The organism is Mycobacteriales bacterium (assembly GCA_035550055.1).
Taxonomy (GTDB): Bacteria; Actinomycetota; Actinomycetes; order JAFAQI01; family JAFAQI01; genus DASZTV01.
On record DASZRO010000010.1, the window covers coordinates 1 to 16,054 of the forward strand.

Annotated in this window: 18 protein-coding genes; 6 read left to right on the forward strand and 12 right to left on the reverse strand. The window is 69.0% G+C overall.

Going from position 1 to position 16,054, the window contains the following annotated elements:
• The 3 genes from VG899_01625 to VG899_01635 form a co-directional block, all read left to right on the forward strand.
• The coding region (locus tag VG899_01625; protein ID HWA65055.1) for a PaaI family thioesterase at nucleotides 1-405 on the forward strand (405 nt) is incomplete at its 5' end.
• Nucleotides 402-1,151, forward strand: coding sequence for an SDR family oxidoreductase (locus VG899_01630; GenBank protein HWA65056.1), 750 nt, complete (start codon nucleotides 402-404; stop codon nucleotides 1,149-1,151). The genes VG899_01625 and VG899_01630, both read left to right, overlap by 4 nt.
• Before the next feature lie 11 nt (nucleotides 1,152-1,162).
• Nucleotides 1,163-1,624, forward strand: a complete 462-nt coding sequence (locus VG899_01635; protein HWA65057.1) for an SRPBCC family protein — start codon at nucleotides 1,163-1,165, stop codon at nucleotides 1,622-1,624.
• A 93-nt stretch (nucleotides 1,625-1,717) separates the two neighbouring features.
• On the opposite strand, the gene VG899_01640 is transcribed toward VG899_01635, so the two are convergent.
• From VG899_01640 to VG899_01650, 3 genes are all read right to left on the reverse strand, one after another.
• Nucleotides 1,718-2,590 carry an LLM class F420-dependent oxidoreductase gene (locus VG899_01640; protein HWA65058.1) on the reverse strand — a complete coding sequence of 291 codons (873 nt, stop codon included), beginning with the start codon at nucleotides 2,588-2,590 and terminating at the stop codon, nucleotides 1,718-1,720.
• Nucleotides 2,591-2,618: 28 nt separating this feature from the next.
• Complete coding sequence (locus VG899_01645; GenBank protein ID HWA65059.1) at nucleotides 2,619-3,611, reverse strand: hypothetical protein; 993 nt, start codon at nucleotides 3,609-3,611, stop codon at nucleotides 2,619-2,621.
• Nucleotides 3,612-3,730: 119 nt separating this feature from the next.
• A complete protein-coding gene (locus VG899_01650; GenBank protein HWA65060.1) occupies nucleotides 3,731-4,126 on the reverse strand; it encodes a hypothetical protein in 396 nt (131 codons plus the stop codon).
• Between the two features lie 19 nt (nucleotides 4,127-4,145).
• Here VG899_01650 and VG899_01655 point away from each other — a divergent pair, with 19 nt between their 5' ends.
• Nucleotides 4,146-4,484, forward strand: coding sequence for a hypothetical protein (locus tag VG899_01655; protein HWA65061.1), 339 nt, complete (start codon nucleotides 4,146-4,148; stop codon nucleotides 4,482-4,484).
• A gap of 93 nt (nucleotides 4,485-4,577) precedes the next feature.
• Here VG899_01655 and VG899_01660 read toward each other — a convergent pair whose 3' ends face one another.
• The 7 genes from VG899_01660 to VG899_01690 form a co-directional block, all read right to left on the reverse strand.
• A complete protein-coding gene (locus VG899_01660) occupies nucleotides 4,578-5,705 on the reverse strand; it encodes an LLM class flavin-dependent oxidoreductase (protein HWA65062.1) in 1,128 nt (375 codons plus the stop codon).
• A 68-nt stretch (nucleotides 5,706-5,773) separates the two neighbouring features.
• The gene (locus tag VG899_01665; GenBank protein ID HWA65063.1) at nucleotides 5,774-6,301 is read right to left on the reverse strand and encodes a DoxX family protein; all 528 of its coding nucleotides are present in this window, start codon (nucleotides 6,299-6,301) and stop codon (nucleotides 5,774-5,776) included.
• A 4-nt stretch (nucleotides 6,302-6,305) separates the two neighbouring features.
• Nucleotides 6,306-7,511 (reverse strand): flavin reductase, encoded by a 1,206-nt coding sequence (locus VG899_01670; protein HWA65064.1) that lies wholly within the window; start codon nucleotides 7,509-7,511, stop codon nucleotides 6,306-6,308.
• Complete coding sequence (locus VG899_01675) at nucleotides 7,508-9,055, reverse strand: FadD3 family acyl-CoA ligase (protein HWA65065.1); 1,548 nt, start codon at nucleotides 9,053-9,055, stop codon at nucleotides 7,508-7,510. The genes VG899_01670 and VG899_01675 overlap by 4 nt, the downstream gene beginning before the upstream one ends.
• An 8-nt stretch (nucleotides 9,056-9,063) precedes the next feature.
• Entirely contained in the window at nucleotides 9,064-10,290 is a 1,227-nt protein-coding gene (locus VG899_01680; GenBank protein HWA65066.1) for a CoA transferase, read from the reverse strand.
• Nucleotides 10,291-10,352: 62 nt separating this feature from the next.
• On the reverse strand, nucleotides 10,353-11,366 hold the full coding sequence (locus VG899_01685) for an acyl-CoA dehydrogenase family protein (protein HWA65067.1): 1,014 nt from the start codon (nucleotides 11,364-11,366) through the stop codon (nucleotides 10,353-10,355).
• Nucleotides 11,363-12,517 (reverse strand): acyl-CoA dehydrogenase family protein, encoded by a 1,155-nt coding sequence (locus VG899_01690; GenBank protein ID HWA65068.1) that lies wholly within the window; start codon nucleotides 12,515-12,517, stop codon nucleotides 11,363-11,365. The genes VG899_01685 and VG899_01690 overlap by 4 nt, the downstream gene beginning before the upstream one ends.
• 114 nt (nucleotides 12,518-12,631) lie before the next feature.
• Here VG899_01690 and VG899_01695 point away from each other — a divergent pair, with 114 nt between their 5' ends.
• The gene (locus tag VG899_01695; GenBank protein HWA65069.1) at nucleotides 12,632-13,792 is read left to right on the forward strand and encodes an acetyl-CoA C-acetyltransferase; all 1,161 of its coding nucleotides are present in this window, start codon (nucleotides 12,632-12,634) and stop codon (nucleotides 13,790-13,792) included.
• 9 nt (nucleotides 13,793-13,801) lie between these two features.
• Here VG899_01695 and VG899_01700 read toward each other — a convergent pair whose 3' ends face one another.
• Together VG899_01700 and VG899_01705 are read right to left on the reverse strand one after the other, a co-directional pair.
• Nucleotides 13,802-14,569 carry an FAD:protein FMN transferase gene (locus tag VG899_01700; protein ID HWA65070.1) on the reverse strand — a complete coding sequence of 256 codons (768 nt, stop codon included), beginning with the start codon at nucleotides 14,567-14,569 and terminating at the stop codon, nucleotides 13,802-13,804.
• Nucleotides 14,570-14,761 carry a hypothetical protein gene (locus VG899_01705; protein ID HWA65071.1) on the reverse strand — a complete coding sequence of 64 codons (192 nt, stop codon included), beginning with the start codon at nucleotides 14,759-14,761 and terminating at the stop codon, nucleotides 14,570-14,572.
• Nucleotides 14,762-14,876: 115 nt separating this feature from the next.
• Between VG899_01705 and VG899_01710 the strand changes: the two genes are divergently transcribed.
• A partial coding sequence (locus VG899_01710) for a cellulase family glycosylhydrolase (GenBank protein ID HWA65072.1) occupies nucleotides 14,877-16,054 on the forward strand: 1,178 nt, incomplete at its 3' end.

The window sequence follows — 16,054 nt, forward strand, 5'->3', positions numbered from 1 at the left end:
AACCCGATCGCGCCTCCGGTCAACATGACGATCGTCGACGACGGCAACGGTGAGCACCACATGGAGGGCAGTGTGGTGTTCGGTCCGGCGTACGAAGGCCCTCCCGGCCACTGCCACGGCGGGTTCATCGCCGCGATGTTCGACGAGCTGCTCGGCTTCGTACAGCTGGCTCCAGGCTTCACGGCGTACCTCCACGTCGAGTACCGCCGGCCCACCCCGCTCAACAAGGAGCTCCAGCTGCGAGGTTGGATCGAGTCGGTCGAGGGACGCAAGCGCATGATCCGCGGCACGTGCCACCTCGACGGCGTGCTGCTGACCGAGGCGCACGGGCTGTTCATCGCACCACGCGAAGGCAAGGACTATCTCGGCCTCTTCGGGGAGCCGGCGGGAGGGACCACGGGATGAACGGCGGCCGTTTCGAAGATCGGGTGGCGCTCGTCACCGGAGCCGGCTCGGGGATCGGGCGGGCCACCGCGCTTCGACTCGCGGCCGAAGGCGCGAGGGTGCTCGCCGTCGACATCAACGAGGTCGGCTTGAAGGAGACGGTCGAGCTCGGCGGGGCATCGATCGTCCCTCGACCGGCCGACGTGACGATCGTCGCCGAGTGCCAGGCAGCGGTGGGCGAGGCGATCGCCCAGTTCGGCAAGCTGAACCTGCTCGGCAACATCGCAGGCATCAGCGGCAACGCGCACATGACCGAGGTGACCGAGGCCGAGTACCGCCGGATGTTCGGCGTGAACGTCGACGCGTACTTCTTCCTGGCCCAGGCCGCGATCCCGCATCTGCTCGAGACCAACGGTGTGATCATCAACATCGCCTCGAACGCCGGACTGATGGGCCAGGCGTACTCGGTGCTCTACACGATGACCAAAGGCGCCGTCGTACAGCTCACCAAGTCACTCGCGATGGAGTACATCAAGCGGCCGCTGCGTGTCGTGGCGATCGCGCCGGGCGGCACTGACACCGCCCTGGTTCGCAACTTCTCGATGCCGGACGACGTCGACTGGGACCTGGTCGGTCGCTACACGAGCCCTCGTGGCTTCGCCAAGCCCGAGGACATCGCCGCGCTGTTCTGCTTCCTCGCATCGGACGAGGCTCGCAACATCCACGGTGCGATCGTGTCCAGCGACAACGGCATCACCGCCGGATAGGGGGCGCAGCCATGGTCGACCGCATCGAGGTGTCACGTCAGATCAACGCTTCGCCGGAGAAGATCTTCGCGCTGCTGGCGAGCCCGGCTGGTCACGTCGCGATCGATGCAACCGGAATGCTCCAGTCCTACACCGGCGAGCCGGTCTCGGCGGTAGGCGACTCGTTCGTGATCCACATGGATCGCAAGTCACTCAACGACTTCCCGGAGCTCGGTCGGTACGACGTGACGGTTCTCATCACGACGTACGAGCAGGATCGCGAGATCGCATGGACGCCCACCGGCCGGCTCAACCTCAACCACGTCTACGGCTACCGGCTCGAGCCGGGCGACGGCGGCACCCTCGTCACGCAGTACTACGACTGGTCAGCCATCGAGCAGAACTGGCGTGACATGAACATCTTCCCGGTCATCTCCGAGACGGCGCTGCGCGCAACTCTCGGCATCCTCGCCCGGACCGTCGAAGCCCACTGAACTCCCGGTGATCTTGACGCTTTCGGCCCGAAAACCCCCTCATCAGGCCGACAACGTCAAGATCACCGGGGGTGAGCCGCGGACGGTTCCGCGTCAGAGCTTGGCGGCTTCTGGAATCACCCGTTCCGCGAGGATCTCCAGGGGCTTGATGGTCGAGACGCCCGGGATGGTCCCGTGCAGATGCGTCACCCCGAGCGCGGACAGCGTCTGCAACGACTCGAGGATCGCGTCGACCTTCTCGCCGTTGGCGCCCGGGTCGAGCGGGCCCATGACCGTCTTCTCGATCGCGTCGTAGTCGCGCCCGACGTCCTCGCAGTGCTGGCGCAGCACGTCGAGCTTGTGCGACAGGTCCGCACCGTAGAAGAGGTTGCACGCGTCGGCGTACTGCGCGACGAGTCGCAGCGTCTTCCGCTCACCACCGCCGCCGATCAGGATCGGCGGGTGCGGGCGGGTGATCGGTTGCGGCGAGTTCAGCGTGCGCTCGAGCTGGTAGTGCTTGCCGGCATACGCCCCGTCGTTGTCGCTCCACATCTGCAAGCAGATCTGCAACGCCTCCTCGAGCCGCTCGAAGCGCTCGGCCGTCGGCGGGAAGAACAGCCCCAGGCCGCGTGACTCCTCCTCGTTCCACGCCGCACCGATGCCGAGATAGGCGCGCCCGCCCGAGAGGACGTCGAGGGTCGTGACCTGCTTCGCCAGCAGTCCCGGTGCCCGGTAGACGACGCCGGTCACCCACGCGAGCAGCTTGATCCGCGAGGTCCGCGCCGCCAGGTAGCCCAGCGTCGTGTAGGCCTCGAGCATCTCGGCTTCGGGCGGACCGAGGTGACCGATCTGCCACACGTGATCCATCACCGACAGCTTCGCGAAGCCGAGCTGCTCGGCCTCCGTCGCGATCGTCGTCAGATCGCTCGCGAGCTGTTGCGGTCCCGCCGGGAAGGTGAACTGCGAGATGTGTACGCCGAGATCCATGGGCTCACGCTAGCCCCGGCCGGAGGCCTCACGACAAGCGGACGATCCGGACGACGACGTCGCCGGAGTCCGAGTTCTTGCCCGCCCCCGCGAGGTCGACGCTGACGGTGCTCGACGAGGGAGTCCGCAGGTCGAGTCGATACGCATGAGTGACGGTGTCGCACCCCGACCCGTCGTCGTCGACCGGCTGCCAGCTCTCGCCCCACAGCTGCAGTTGGTCGCCACTGAGCTGCAGACCGGACCGGCGCGGCTGCCAGCCCTGGTCTGTGTGGCTGCAGACCGCATCCGCGGCGACCCCACCGGCGTGCCACAACCCGCGCGCGGTGAGCCGGTACGTCGCGTTCCTGCTCAGCAGCCAGTGCGCGGTCGCACTTGCAGCGCTCGCCGTCACGACGAGCCGCTTGCTCGCGCCGACCGCGAGCTTCGGCAGCGGCGGCTCCATGACGCCCGACACGGTCCCGGTCCAGAACGACGTCTTCTCGCGGGCCCCGGCCCAGCCGAACGAGAAGTGGATGTGGTTGACGTGGCAGTCGGTCACCCCAAAGCAGGGGTAGGGCTCCCATCGCTGGTCCCAGGATCCCCAGATCCGCTTGTTCCAGATGACGTACATCAAGCCGAGGCGGCGGAACATCGCGAGGGCGTTGCCGTCCGCGTCGGTGGCGAACAGCCAGTTCAGCAGTGACTCGCCCGCTGCGCGTTGAGCCGGTATCCGATGATCCGCCCCCCAGTCGAAGGCCCGTCCGTCGTAGTGCTCACTGGTTCCGCCGACGCTGCAAGGGCGCAGGTCGCCGAGTGAGGTCGTGGCGGGGTAGGTCGTGAGCAACAGATGCTCGAATGCCGCCACCCCCGGCTCGACGCGCTGGATGCACAAGAACTGCGGCTGGTACGGCGCGAAGCCCTCGATCGCCGCCGGAAACGAACGCGAGGGCGGCGGCGGTGGCAGTCGGGTCGCCGCCACCGACGGTGCGATCGGCAGCAGAACCGCGAGGCTGGCAACGGCTGTGATCAGGAGTCGGCGCACCGCAAGGCCCTCGGCACCGGCACATGACGCAGTGAAGCCGCCCGGGCCGGATCCACCCGAAGAGCCGACGACGAGTCAGGAAATGTCCGACAGCCCCGACCGTTCGCCGGTGCCGACGGCTAACGCGGGACGGGAAGCGCCACCTCGCTGAGCGCCTTCTTGTGAATCGTCTTGCTGAAGTAGCCGGCGCCGAAGTCGAGACACATGACGACGTACCAGAACTCTTCCGCACCGGTCATCGGCGTGCCTCGGGCCTCACGCATGGCCTTCTTCATCGGCACCTTCGCGAGGTAGCCCGCGCCCAAGGCGACGCACATGAGGACGTACCAGATCTTCTCCCATGTGGTGAGCTCCCGGCACAGCCCGAGCTCGGTGAGGGCCTTCTTGGCGGGAATCTTCGTGAAGTAGCCCGCGCCGAACGCGATGCACTGCACGACGTACCAGAACCGCTCCCACCCGGTCAGCTGCGCAAGCCCGACGTCGCTGAGCGCCTTCTTGAGCGGCACCTTCGCCATGTACGCCCCACCAGTGGGAATGCACAGCAGGACGTACCAGAACCTCTCCGCGCCGGTTCGCTGGACGCCGCCGGACGGCGGCGCACCGGCGGGCGCGGCAGCAGGCATCGAGGGCGTCGGTGGCGGCGGCGGTGGCACCAGCGGTGGCGGTGGCGACGCAGCGGGCGGTGGCGGTACGGGCGGCGCTTGGGGTGGAGGCATCGCGGACGGCGGCGTCGGCGGGGCGGGTGGTTCGGCGGGCGCGGCCGGCTGGATCGGCCCCGGCAGTGCTGAACCCGGCAGTGCGCTGGGCTGCTCCGGCTGCCCGCCGCCGGAAGGTTGCTCGGTCATCGACGTCTCCCCCACCTCGCCCCGATGAACGAAGTGAACCACGCGATGCGGGTGTCGCACACGCACAACGGCGGCCGTCCCAACAAGGGGACGACCGCCGTCGCGAGGTGGCGGAGCCGGGTCAGCCGGCGCTCTCGCGGTAGCGGGTGGTCGACACGACCGGGTCGGTGTCGATCTTCGGGATCACGTGCTCGCCGAGCAGCTTGATGGTGCGCAGCGTGTCCTCGATCTTCGCCGGGCCGATGCCGAACACGAGCTGGTCGATGCCGGCCTCTTCCCAGCGCTTGCATTGCGCGAGCGCCATGTCGGGGTCGCCCATCACGATTCCGCCGAACTCCGATGCCAGCTCGGCGGTCTCGAGCGTCGGCTCGGGCAGCGTCTGCGGCCACGGCGGAACCCACTCGGGAGCGGGGAAGGTGTCGTGGTAGCGGTAGACGTTGGAGACGAGGTAGTTCGGCTTGGAGTCGACGTAGGACTGGAACGCGGTCTCCTTGTCCTCCGCGACGTAGGCCGCGATGCACGACATGATGTTGTCGTTGACGAACGAGCCGATCGGCTCGGCGTTGGCGATGCCGTCCTTGTAGGACTTGCGCAGCTTCTCGACCTTGTCCCAGCGGTCGAGGGAGAAACCGAGCACGCCGAGTCCCATGCGACCGGCCATCTCGTACGACGGCGGGTTGCCTGCGGCGTACCACATCGGGGCGTGCGCCTTGCCGTACGGACGCGGCAGGATCTTGCGCGGCGGCAGCGACCAGTACTTGCCCTTGTAACCCTCGTAGGTGTCCTGGGTGAACATCTTCGGGAACTCCCGGATGACGTCCTCCCAGATCTCCTTCGTCTGGTTGGTGTCGGTGACCCCGAGGTGGTCGAGGAAGCCGAGGATCTCGTGGCTTCCGGCACCGCGGCCCGTGCCGAACTCCACACGCCCGTGGCTGATCTGGTCGATGTAGTTGATCCGCTCGGCGAGCTTGGCCGGGTGGTTGACCGCGGGCAGCGGGTTGAAGATGCCGCCGCCGATGTGGATCCGCTCGGTCTTCGCGGCGAGGTAGCCGGCGACGACGTCGTTGGCGGACAGGTGGGAGTACTCGTCGAGGAAGTGGTGCTCGGTCAGCCAGACGAACTTGAAGCCCGCCGCGTCGGCGGCGATGACCGCCTCGAGGTCTTCGAAGATCGCGTGGTGCTCGGCGTCGGGATCGACCTCACGACGGCTGTTGGGCACGTAGTTCTGGATGAAAAGGCCGAACTCCATCAGCTGCTCCCCTGCAGAGACTCAGACGCTCAGGTAATTGCATTATATGGCATAACGTTATGTAGGAATCAAGACGCATCCGAGGGCTTGGCGGGACGCCAGAAGACGGCGAGCAGGCCGAGCGCGCCGACCACGCCCAGCAGCGAGATCAGCAGGCCCTTGCCGCCGTACATCCAGCTGCCGAGGTCGAAGGCGTTGTCGAGGGAGAACTTGCCGCCGCCGAGAGCGCAGAGCGCGAACGCAGCCATCGTGATGAACAGGACGTACTCGTAACCCTCGCCCGGCCGGAAGATGAAGTAGCCGTTCTTGAGGTGGTTGGTGATGAGCGCGACGAGCATCACGCCGATCACGCCGGCTGCGGCGAGCGGCGTCAGCAACCCGAGGAACAGCAGCGGCGCCACGCCGAGCTCGGTGTAGGTGGCGAACCGGGCATGCAGCCACCCCGGCCTCATCCCGAGCGACTCGAACCAGCGCCCGGTGCCTTCGAGCTTGCCGCCGCCGAACATGTGGTTGTAGCCGTGGGCCAACATCGGGATGCCCAACGTGAAGCGCAGGATCAGCGCGGCGTAGTCGACGCCATGGAACGAGGCGTACATCGGTTCAGACCCCCTCGGGTGCGGCGCCGTGCAGCGCCTCGGTGACGGCAGCGGCGGCGGCACGCAGCCGCGCGACGGTGAAGTGCAGGTCCGACAGCGGCGAGTCGCCGTCGCTCATCCGGACCGAGCCGGTGAGTACGGCGGAGAGCACCATCACGACGGCGCCGCCCGGCCCGAACACCGGAGTCGACACGGTGCGCTCGTCACCGGGGTCGGCGACCGGCGACTCGTAGTCCGGCGGCAGCAGCCCGATCAGCTGGTGGAGCTGCTCGCTGGTCTCCTCGGCATGCAGCGTCGGGTCCGGCCGGGACATGACCTGTGCCGCCTCGGAGTGCCAGCGGTGCCCGCGCCCGATGGAGTAGCCGGCCGCGCGCACCTCCGCCAGCGTCCGCTTCAGGATCTCGACACTCCCGGGCGGGGCGTTGCGGTGCAGCCGGTCGAGCCACACCTGCTGCGCCGACGGAGGCGCCCACGCGACGAACGCGGTCCCCACCGGTGGCTCGAACGGGATCCGCTGGCCGACCGCCGTGGGCAGCGAGAAGCTGGACTCGAGCTGGCCGGCGCGAGCCAGCAGCACCATGTCGGCGCCGACGATGGCGCTGGCGACGCACTCCACCTCGAGTTCTTGGGCCAGCCGCTCCATGTAGGGGCGGGCAAGGTCGGCCGACCGCATCTGCAACGCGAGGTCTGACTCCCAGGCAGCGAGCGACAGCGACGAGAAGCGTCCGTATCCGCCCTGGAAGAACACCAGCGGCAAGGTGTTGCCGACGACGTCGAGCTCACGCACCCGGCCGATCACGATGTAGTGGTCGCCGGCCTCGTGCACCACCTCGAGGTCACAGTCGATCCAGGCGAGGCTGCCGTCGAGCATCGGACACCCGGAGCTCGCCGGCTTCCAGGACAGGTCGGCGAACTTGTCGCCACCGCTGACCGCGAACGTCCGGCAGACCGACTCCTGGTCCGAGCCGAGGATGTTGACGCAGAAGTGGCCGTGGTCGCGGATCCGCGGCCAGGTGCTGGAGTTCTTGTCCGGCATGAAGGCGACGAGCGGCGGGTCGAGCGACACCGAGCTGAACGACCCAATGGCCAGCCCGCCCGGCTTGCCCTCGGCGTCCAGACCGGTGACGACCGCAACGCCGGTCGGGAAGTGCCCGAGCACGCGGCGGAAGTGCTTCGGGTCTATCGGCGAGGCCTCGGTCGGGTTCGTCATTCGGCGGCTTCACCCATGCTGGTCATCTCGTTCAGGGCAAAGTCACGCAGCTCGTACTTCAGCACCTTGCCCGAGGCGTTGCGCGGCAGCGATTCCACGACCGTGACGCTACGCGGTGCCTTGAAGTTGGCCATGTGCTCCCGGCACCACGCGACGAGCGCGTCGGGGTCGACGTCGGCGCCCGGGCGCTCGACGACGAACGCGATCCCCACCTCGCCGAGCCGCTCGTCCGGGATGCCGACGACCGCTACCTCCGCCACCCCGTCGTACCGGGCGATGAACTGCTCGACCTCCGCGGGGTAGGCGTTGAAACCGCCGACGACGTACATGTCCTTGAGCCGGTCGGTGATCCGGACGTTGCCGGCCTCGTCCATGACCGCGATGTCGCCGGTGTGCAGCCAGCCGTCGGCGTCGATCGCCTCGGCCGTCGCCGCATCGTCCTCGTAGTAGCCCTTCATCACGTTGTAGCCGCGGACCACGACCTCGCCCGGCTCGCCCGTCGGCAGCTCGTTGCCCTCCGGGTCCACGATGCGCACCTCGGTGTCGGGGATGGCCCGGCCAGAGGTGGTCGCGATCGTCTCGGGGTCGTCGCCCTGGCGGCACATCGTCACCGTGCCGGTCGCCTCGGTGAGGCCGTAGGCGGTCAGAACGGTCTCGACCGCAAGCTCGTCACGCAACCGCTCGACGAGCACCACCGGCACGGCGGCGGCGCCGGTGACCACCAGGCGCAGCGAGGAGAGGTCGCGCGTCGCCCGGTCGGGTGCGTCGAGGATCGACTGGTGCAACGTCGGCGGCCCCGGCAGTACGGTGATCCGTTCGCGTTCGATCAGGTCGAGCACCGCCGGTACGTCGAACACCGGTTGCGGCACGATCGTCGCGCCGCGCAGCAGGCACGCGATGATGCCGGCCTTGTAGCCGAACGTGTGGAAGAACGGGTTGACGACGAGATAGCGGTCGCCGGTGCGAAGCCCGACGATGCGGGCCCAGGTGTCGAACACCTGAAGCGTCTGGGCGTGCGTCGTCACCACGCCCTTCGGCTTGCCCGTGGTGCCCGACGTGAAGATCAGGTCGCCGGTGTGGTCCGGGTAGACCCCACCCATCCGGGACGACACGTCGTGGGTGGGCCCGCCTTCCCACAGAGCCGGGCCGAGTACGACGGCCTGGCCGCCCCAGCCGGACAGCATCGCCGGGTAGTCGTTGCCGAGGAAGGGCGGCGAGACGAAACAGAGCTTCGCCGCGCTGCGGTCGAGGATCCACGCGGCCTCCTCGCCCTTGTAGCGGGTGTTGAGCGGGACGAGCACGCCTCCGGCGGCCAACGCGCCGAGTCCGGCCACGATCCACTCGAGCGTGTTCGGCGCCCAGATGCCGACCCGGTCGCCCGGTTCGACGCCGAGCCGGATGCACTCCCCCGCGGCGGCGTGCACGAGCTCGGCGAGCTCGGCGAAGGTGACCCGTCGCTCGCCGTCGACCACGGCCTCCGAGTCGCCGTACGCCGCCGCGGCGGTCTCGACCAGGCGCGGAATCGTCGGCGGTACGCCGCTCACCTCAGCGCCTACTCACCCAGGACGCCGGCGGACCGCAGGGCGTCGATCCGCGCTTCGTCGTAGCCGCACACCGAGCGCAGCACGTCGCTGGTGTGCTGGCCGTTGGTCGGCGCCTTCTCCGGCACAGGCAAAGTCTCGCCTACGAACCGGACCGGGAAGCCGAGCTGGTCCGCGCCGAGCCGTTCGGCAGGAATCCAGCCGAGCCGGTCGACGAACTGCGGATCGTCGGCGAGGGTCTGCGGGGTGTTGACCGGGGCGATCGGGGTGTTGACCCGCCCGCCGAACTCCAGCCACTCGGCCGAGGTCCTGCTCGCGAAGATCGTGCGAAGCTCCGCCTGCAGCTCCCGGTTGCCGCGCGCGTGGTCGGCGTACTTCGAGCCCGGCCATTTCTCGAACAGGTCTTCGCGCCCCACGCCCACGCAGAAGTTCTTCCAGAACGCCTGCTCGCTCGCCATGAACAGCACGTGCCCGTCGGCGCTGGCGTAGATCTGGTAACGCACGCCCTCGGCCATGCCCGCGGTGCCGGGGGCACGCCGCTCGTAGTTGTCACTCGGGTTGCCGGTGACCTCGGACTCCGGCCTCTCGTAGGCGCGCCACGTCTCACTGCGGTACCAGTCGAAGGCCGCGGCGCAGTCGGACTGCGCGAGCTCGAGCTCGGCACCTTCACCGGTCGCCCGCGCCCGGATCACCGCGGCGAGGATCGCGAGTGCGCCGTAGAGCGGAGCCGCGAAGATGCCGATGCTGACGTGCTCCGGGATGTAGGTGAAGTCCTCGTCGTCCACGGCAGGCGTGACGATCCCCGCCCATGTGTCGTAGGCGATGCCGTGGCTCGGATAGTCCTTGTACGGGCCGGTCGCGCCGTACCCGGAGATGCTCGCGAAGACCAGCTTCGGGTTGCGGCCACGCAGGTCGCTCGGCCCGATGCCCAGTCGCTCGAGCGCTCCGGGACGCATCGCTTCGACGACGAGGTCGGCGGATTCGGTCAGATCGCGGAAGACCGCCTTGCCCTCGTCACTGCGCAGGTCGAGGGTGATGCTCTTCTTGCCGCGGTTGAGGTGCAGATGCATCAGCGAGACGCCCTCGACGATCGGCCAGGTCATCTGACGGATGTAGTCGCCGGCGGCCGGCTCGACCTTGATCACCTCGGCACCGAGGTCGACCAGCGCACTGGTGATCGCGGCCGGCCCGAGCATCGAGCACTCCACGACACGCATCCCCGCAAGTGGCGCAGTCATCGGCCCATCCCTTCCCGTCGAGCCCAACCTTTTTGGTCTCTCAGCACCCCTTGAAAGACCATTTACGTTGGGCTCGGCCGTCCGAGGACCGCGCGCGCCACGCGTTCGCGGTGCCACGCGGCCGTGCCCCACAGGCTCGACAAGGTCCAGGTGCGCTTGAGCCACATGTGCAGGTCGTGCTCGAAGGTGTAGCCGATGCCGGCGTGCACCTGCAGCGCCGTACGCGCCGCGCGTTGGGCGGCGGTCGTGGCGGCGTACTTCGCGTGAGAGGCGTCTCGGCTGCGGGTCGCGCTGTCGCAGGACACCGACCACGCGGCTCGCGCGACCACCGGAGCGGCGAAGGCGTTGGCGACGTAGACGTCGGCGAGCTGATGCTTGATGGCCTGGAAAGACCCGATCGGTACGCCGAACTGCTCGCGCTGCTTGGCATAGCCGACGCTCGCGTCGAGAAGTACGTCGGCGACCCCGGTCAGCTGCGCCGCGACGCACACCGCGGCGTAGTCGAAGGCAGCTTCGAGGTCGCTGCCGCCGAGCACGACACCCGTGCCGTGGGGCGGGGTGACGGTGGCCAGCCGGACCCCACGGTCGACAGACTGCGCCGGGGTCAGCTCCACGTCGGTCCGCTCGACCGCCACGTGCAGTCCGGCGCCGTCGGCCACGATGAGCAGGTCCGCCCACGGCGCCGCGCTCACCACCTCGCCGGGGCCGAGGCGCACTGCGATGACCGCATCACCCGCGACCACCCGCGGCAGCCAGTCCTGCGCGATCGGCCCGCCGGCGTGAGCGAGCATCGCGGCGCCCACGACGGTCTCGACGACGGGCGCCGGCACCGCGCAGCGTCCGAGTACGACGAGCGAGGGCAGCAACGCCGTCAGGTCGGCACCTGACCCGCCGTAGGACTCCGGGACGGTCAAGCCGAGCAGGCCGCACTCGGCGAGTGCTGCCCACACGCCGGGAATCCGGCCGTCGGCGTCGTCCCAGGCGGCGCGCAGCGCCTCGGGATGTGCGAGGTCCGCCAGCAGCGCCTGCACCGACCTCGAGAACTCGAGTGCGTCGGGATCGGGGTCGAGTCTCATCGCGGCAACCCGAGCACCCGCTCGGCCACCACGTTGCGTTGCACCTCGTTCGTGCCGGCGTAGATCGGGCCGGCCAGGGCGAACTCGTAGCCGTCGAGCCACGGACCGGCGACCGGATCTGCTTCGAGCGTCGCGCGGTCGCCGAGCATCGCGAGGGCGGCTTCGTGCAGCCGGATGTCGAGGGTCGACCAGAACAGCTTGTTGGCGCTGGACTCCGCCCCGATGGGCTTGCCGTCGAGTGCCTTGAGCGCCGTCGCGAGGACGTAGAGCCGGTAGGCGTCGGCGTCCATCCATGCGTCGACGACGTCGGCCCGCGCGGCGGCTGCCGCATCCGGATCGGCGCGGGAGATCGCGGCGTACAGGTCCGACAACCGGTCGGCCGTGGCCATGAACCTGCCGGGCGAGCGCAACGTCAGCCCTCGCTCCGAGGTCGTGGTCGACATCGCGACCTTCCAGCCGTCGCCGACGCCACCGAGGACGTGCTCGTCGGGGACGAACACGTCGTCGAAGAACACTTCGGCGAAGCCCGGCTCGCCGTCGAGCTGGCGGATCGGCCGAACGGTCACGCCGTCGGCCGACAGCGGCAGCAGGTAGTAGGTCAGGCCACGGTGCCGCTCGGAGTGCGGGTCGGAACGGAACAGGCCGAACGTCCAGTCCGCGAACGCGGCACGGGTGGACCACGTCTTCTGCCCGTTGAGCTTCCAGCCGCCGTCGACCTTGTCGGCGCGCGACCGCAGCGAGGCGAGGTCGCTGCCCGCGCCGGGCTCCGACCAGCCCTGAGCCCAGACCTCGTCCGCGCGGGCCATCGGCGGCAGGAAGCGGTCCTTCTGGGCCTCGGTGCCGAACTCGAAGATGGTCGGGGCGAGCAGGAAGATGCCGTTCTGGCTGACCCGCACCGGTGCCCCGGCGGCCCAGTACTCCTCCTCGAAGACGAGCCATTCGAGCAACCCCGCGTCCCGGCCGCCGTACTTCGCGGGCCAGGTGACGACCGCCCACCGGTCCTCGCACATCTTCCGCTCCCACTCGCGGTGGGCGGCGAACCCCTCGGCGGTGTCGAGCGAGGGCAACGGGGAGCTCGGGACGTGCGCGGCGAGCCATTCGCGGGCCTCGGCGCGGAACGCCGCAAGCGCGGGGGGCTCGTTCAAATCCACGCGGGTGAAGATATCTGACGACCCGTCAGAAAACCCCACGAAGTTGCTCGCTCCGCTCACAACCCCGCGGGGACCCCCAAGAGATCTGACTACCCGTCAGATACGCTTTTTTGCATGCCTGAGGCCTACATCGTCGATGCCATCCGTACGCCGGTCGGGAAGAAGAACGGCGGCCTGTCCGGCGTTCACACCGCCGACCTCGGCGCGCACATCCTGGGCGCGCTGGTCGACCACTCCGGCATCGACCCGGCCGTCGTCGAAGACGTCGTCTTCGGCTGCCTTGACACGATCGGCCCGCAGGCCGGCGACATCGCCCGCACCTGCTGGCTCGCTGCCGGGTTGCCCGAGGAGGTCCCCGGTACGACGGTCGACCGCCAGTGCGGGTCGTCGCAGCAGGCGCTGCACTTCGCGGCCCAGGGTGTGATGAGCGGGACGCAGGACGTCGTCATCGCCGGCGGCGTGCAGAACATGTCGATGATCCCGATCGGCGCCGCATTCCAGGCCGCGAAGCACGTCGGGTTCGACGACCCCAACCCGTTCTCCGGCTCGAAGGGCTGGGTCAAGCGCTACGGCGACCAGCCGGTCACCCAGTTCAACGGCGCCGAGATGATCGCCGAGAAGTGGGGCATCAGCCGGGAGGACATGGAGGCGTTCGCGTTCGAGTCGCACCAGCGAGCGATCCGCGCCATCGACGAGGGCCGCTTCGATCGCGAGATCTCGCCGTACGACGGTGTGACGACCGACGAAGGCCCGCGCCGCGACTCGACGCCGGAAAAGATGGCCGCCCTCAAGCCGCTGTCCGAAGGTGGCCGGATCACCGCCGCCGTCTCCTCGCAGATCTCGGACGGCGCCGCCGCGATCCTGGTCGTCTCCGAACGCGCCCTGAAGGAGCACAACCTCACCCCGCGCGCCCGCGTCCACCACATGTCGGTACGCGGCGCCGACCCGATCTACATGCTCACCGCGCCGATCAACGCGACGGCGTACGCGTTGGAGAAGACCGGCATGTCGCTTGACGACATCGACCTGGTCGAGATCAACGAAGCGTTCGCGCCGGTGGTGCTCGCGTGGCAGAAGGAGACCGGAGCCGACCTCGCCAAGGTCAACGTCAACGGCGGGGCGATCGCCCTCGGTCACCCGCTCGGCGCCACCGGGGCGAGGCTGATGACGACGCTGCTGCACGAACTGGAACGCACCGGCGGCCGATACGGCCTACAGACGATGTGCGAAGGCGGCGGGCAGGCCAACGTCACGATCATCGAGCGGCTGGGTTAGCCCTCGACGTCACAAGGGGTCGGCGCCGCCCATCAACGCGGTGAGCTTGGGTGAGCGCCACACCGATCCGTCGAGACCGACCAGCTGACTGAGCCAACCCTGCTCGTCGAGCTCGGTCAGCAGGGACGGCGCCTTCGCTCCCGCCGCGACGGCGCCGGTCGCGAGGCCGTCGGCCACGGCGAGATTGGGGCCGAGGACAGTCGCTGACGCCGCCGTCCGTGCGGACAGGCACTTGATGTGCTCACCTCCGGCAAGCATCCCCGACGTGGCGACGTTGAGGTCGTTGCCGACGACGGTGAACACCGTGCGCGAGCTGTCGGCGGGGTCGGTGACACCGATCTGCCACGGCAGGCCGGAAGCGGAGGCGCCGCGCGCGGCGACATGACCGCCTGCGTTGATCACGAGATTCGTCACGCCGTGGCGTGCGGCGATGTCGACCGATCGATCGAGCGCCCACCCCTTCACGACGCCGCTCGGGTCGGGCTCACCATTCCATCGAGGGTCGAAGGCGCCGTGCGTGAGCACCGCGACCGTCCCGGCCAGCGCGAGCACGTCCTGGAGCTCCGGCGAGGCGGCGACCTCCTTGCGTTGCCAGCGCAGCAGCAGCGAGTCGTCGCGGTAGGTGCTGAAGACGTCATCGACGTGGTGCAGGAAGGCGACGATCTCCTCGCGGGCAGCCGCCAGCGCAGCGGCATCCGGGCCGAGCAGGTGGATCGACACCACGCTGGCCCATACCTGCTCGGCGTGGGCCAGCCGCTGGACGGTCGCGGATGCCACCTACAGCGGGATGCAGAGGTTGAAGCTGCCGAGCGCGAGGTCGATGCCCAGTCCCTTGCCGCACGGCGCTTGTGTCACGGCAGCGGGCTGGTGCTTCGCTGCCGCGTGCGGGGCCGCGCTGGCGGTGGCCGGCAGCGCGGCGGCACCGGCGAGCAGGCCCGCGGTGATCGTGGCGGTGAGGAGCTTGTTCATGGCCGCATCCTTGGTCGCATCTGGGACCTTCGTCATACACCATCGCCACGCAATGTGCGATTCGGCCGATTGGCGCCGAAGGTCCGCAACCTCCTGATGTTGAATAGATCTTCGTATGACGGACACCCAGTTCCCGTCGAAGCGCCCGGCGGCGAGGCGCGCCTCGATCGCGCTCCTGATGCTGACTGCGGTCACCGCGACGCTCGCCGCGGTCCCGACCTCGGCGGCCGCGTTGAAGGTGACGACCCGCTGCAGCCGGCTCATCGCGGGTGCATGCGCCGGACCGCTGGTCGGCCCGCTCGCGGTTTCCGGGCGCCAGATCGTCGACGAGGGTCAGGGAGGCGTGCCCGTACTGCTCCAGGGCGCGATGTTCGAAGGGCCGGGGTGGCTGGCCGGCCAGGCGGACTACAACCCGATCGGCTTCCCGGACGCCGGCGCGATCGCCACCCTCGAGGCATGGGGCGTGAACTTCGTGCGCCTCACGTTGTCCGCCGACGCCTGGGACCAGGTCTGCAACGAGAACTACAAGGTGAGCTACCCCGCGCCGGGCTATCAGAACGACGTCGGAAGCGCGGTCAGCGCGCTGACCTCCGCGGGCATCTACGTCGTCCTCGCCCTCTACACGTCCAACCCCGACTGCAAGCTCGCCGGCCCGGGGATCAGTGGAGATGCGCCGATGCCGGGCCAGGACGCCGTCGAGTTCTGGCAGCAGGTCTCGGCGGACTTCGGCGGCAACCCGCTCGTCGGCTTCGAACCCTGGAACGAGCCTGAGGTCTGCGCCACCAGCCGCGAGACCGCGAAACCCGCCGGCACCTCGGCCGGGTGCTCCCCCAAGGGGCTCGCCGAAGGCTGGGCGCAGAACCTGATCGTGAAGACCAAGTCGATCACCTACACCGACGTCGGCATGAGCGAGATGTATCGGCTGATCCACCGTGGCGCGCCGTCGAGCCTGGTCTTCCTCGACGCCAACGGCTGGGCGTCGGAGACGACGACCTTCCAGGACATGCCGCGATCGATCGCCCGCTCGAAGCAGCTCGTCTACGCGATGCACCCGTACGACTGCCAGGACAAGTCGAAGGTCGGCGCGAACGCGTTGGCGGCCTGTCGCGACGAGACGCCCGAAGCGTGCAGCACCATCGAGCACCGCATCGTCAGCTCGGACACCGATCACTCCACCGGAGCCCGGCTGGACCGCCCGGTCGTCTTCGACGAGATCGGCTTCCCCGAAGGCGAGCAGGCCTACTACGCCCCCGGCACCATCAACGGTCAGGCCGGCTACTACCCGGTCACGCT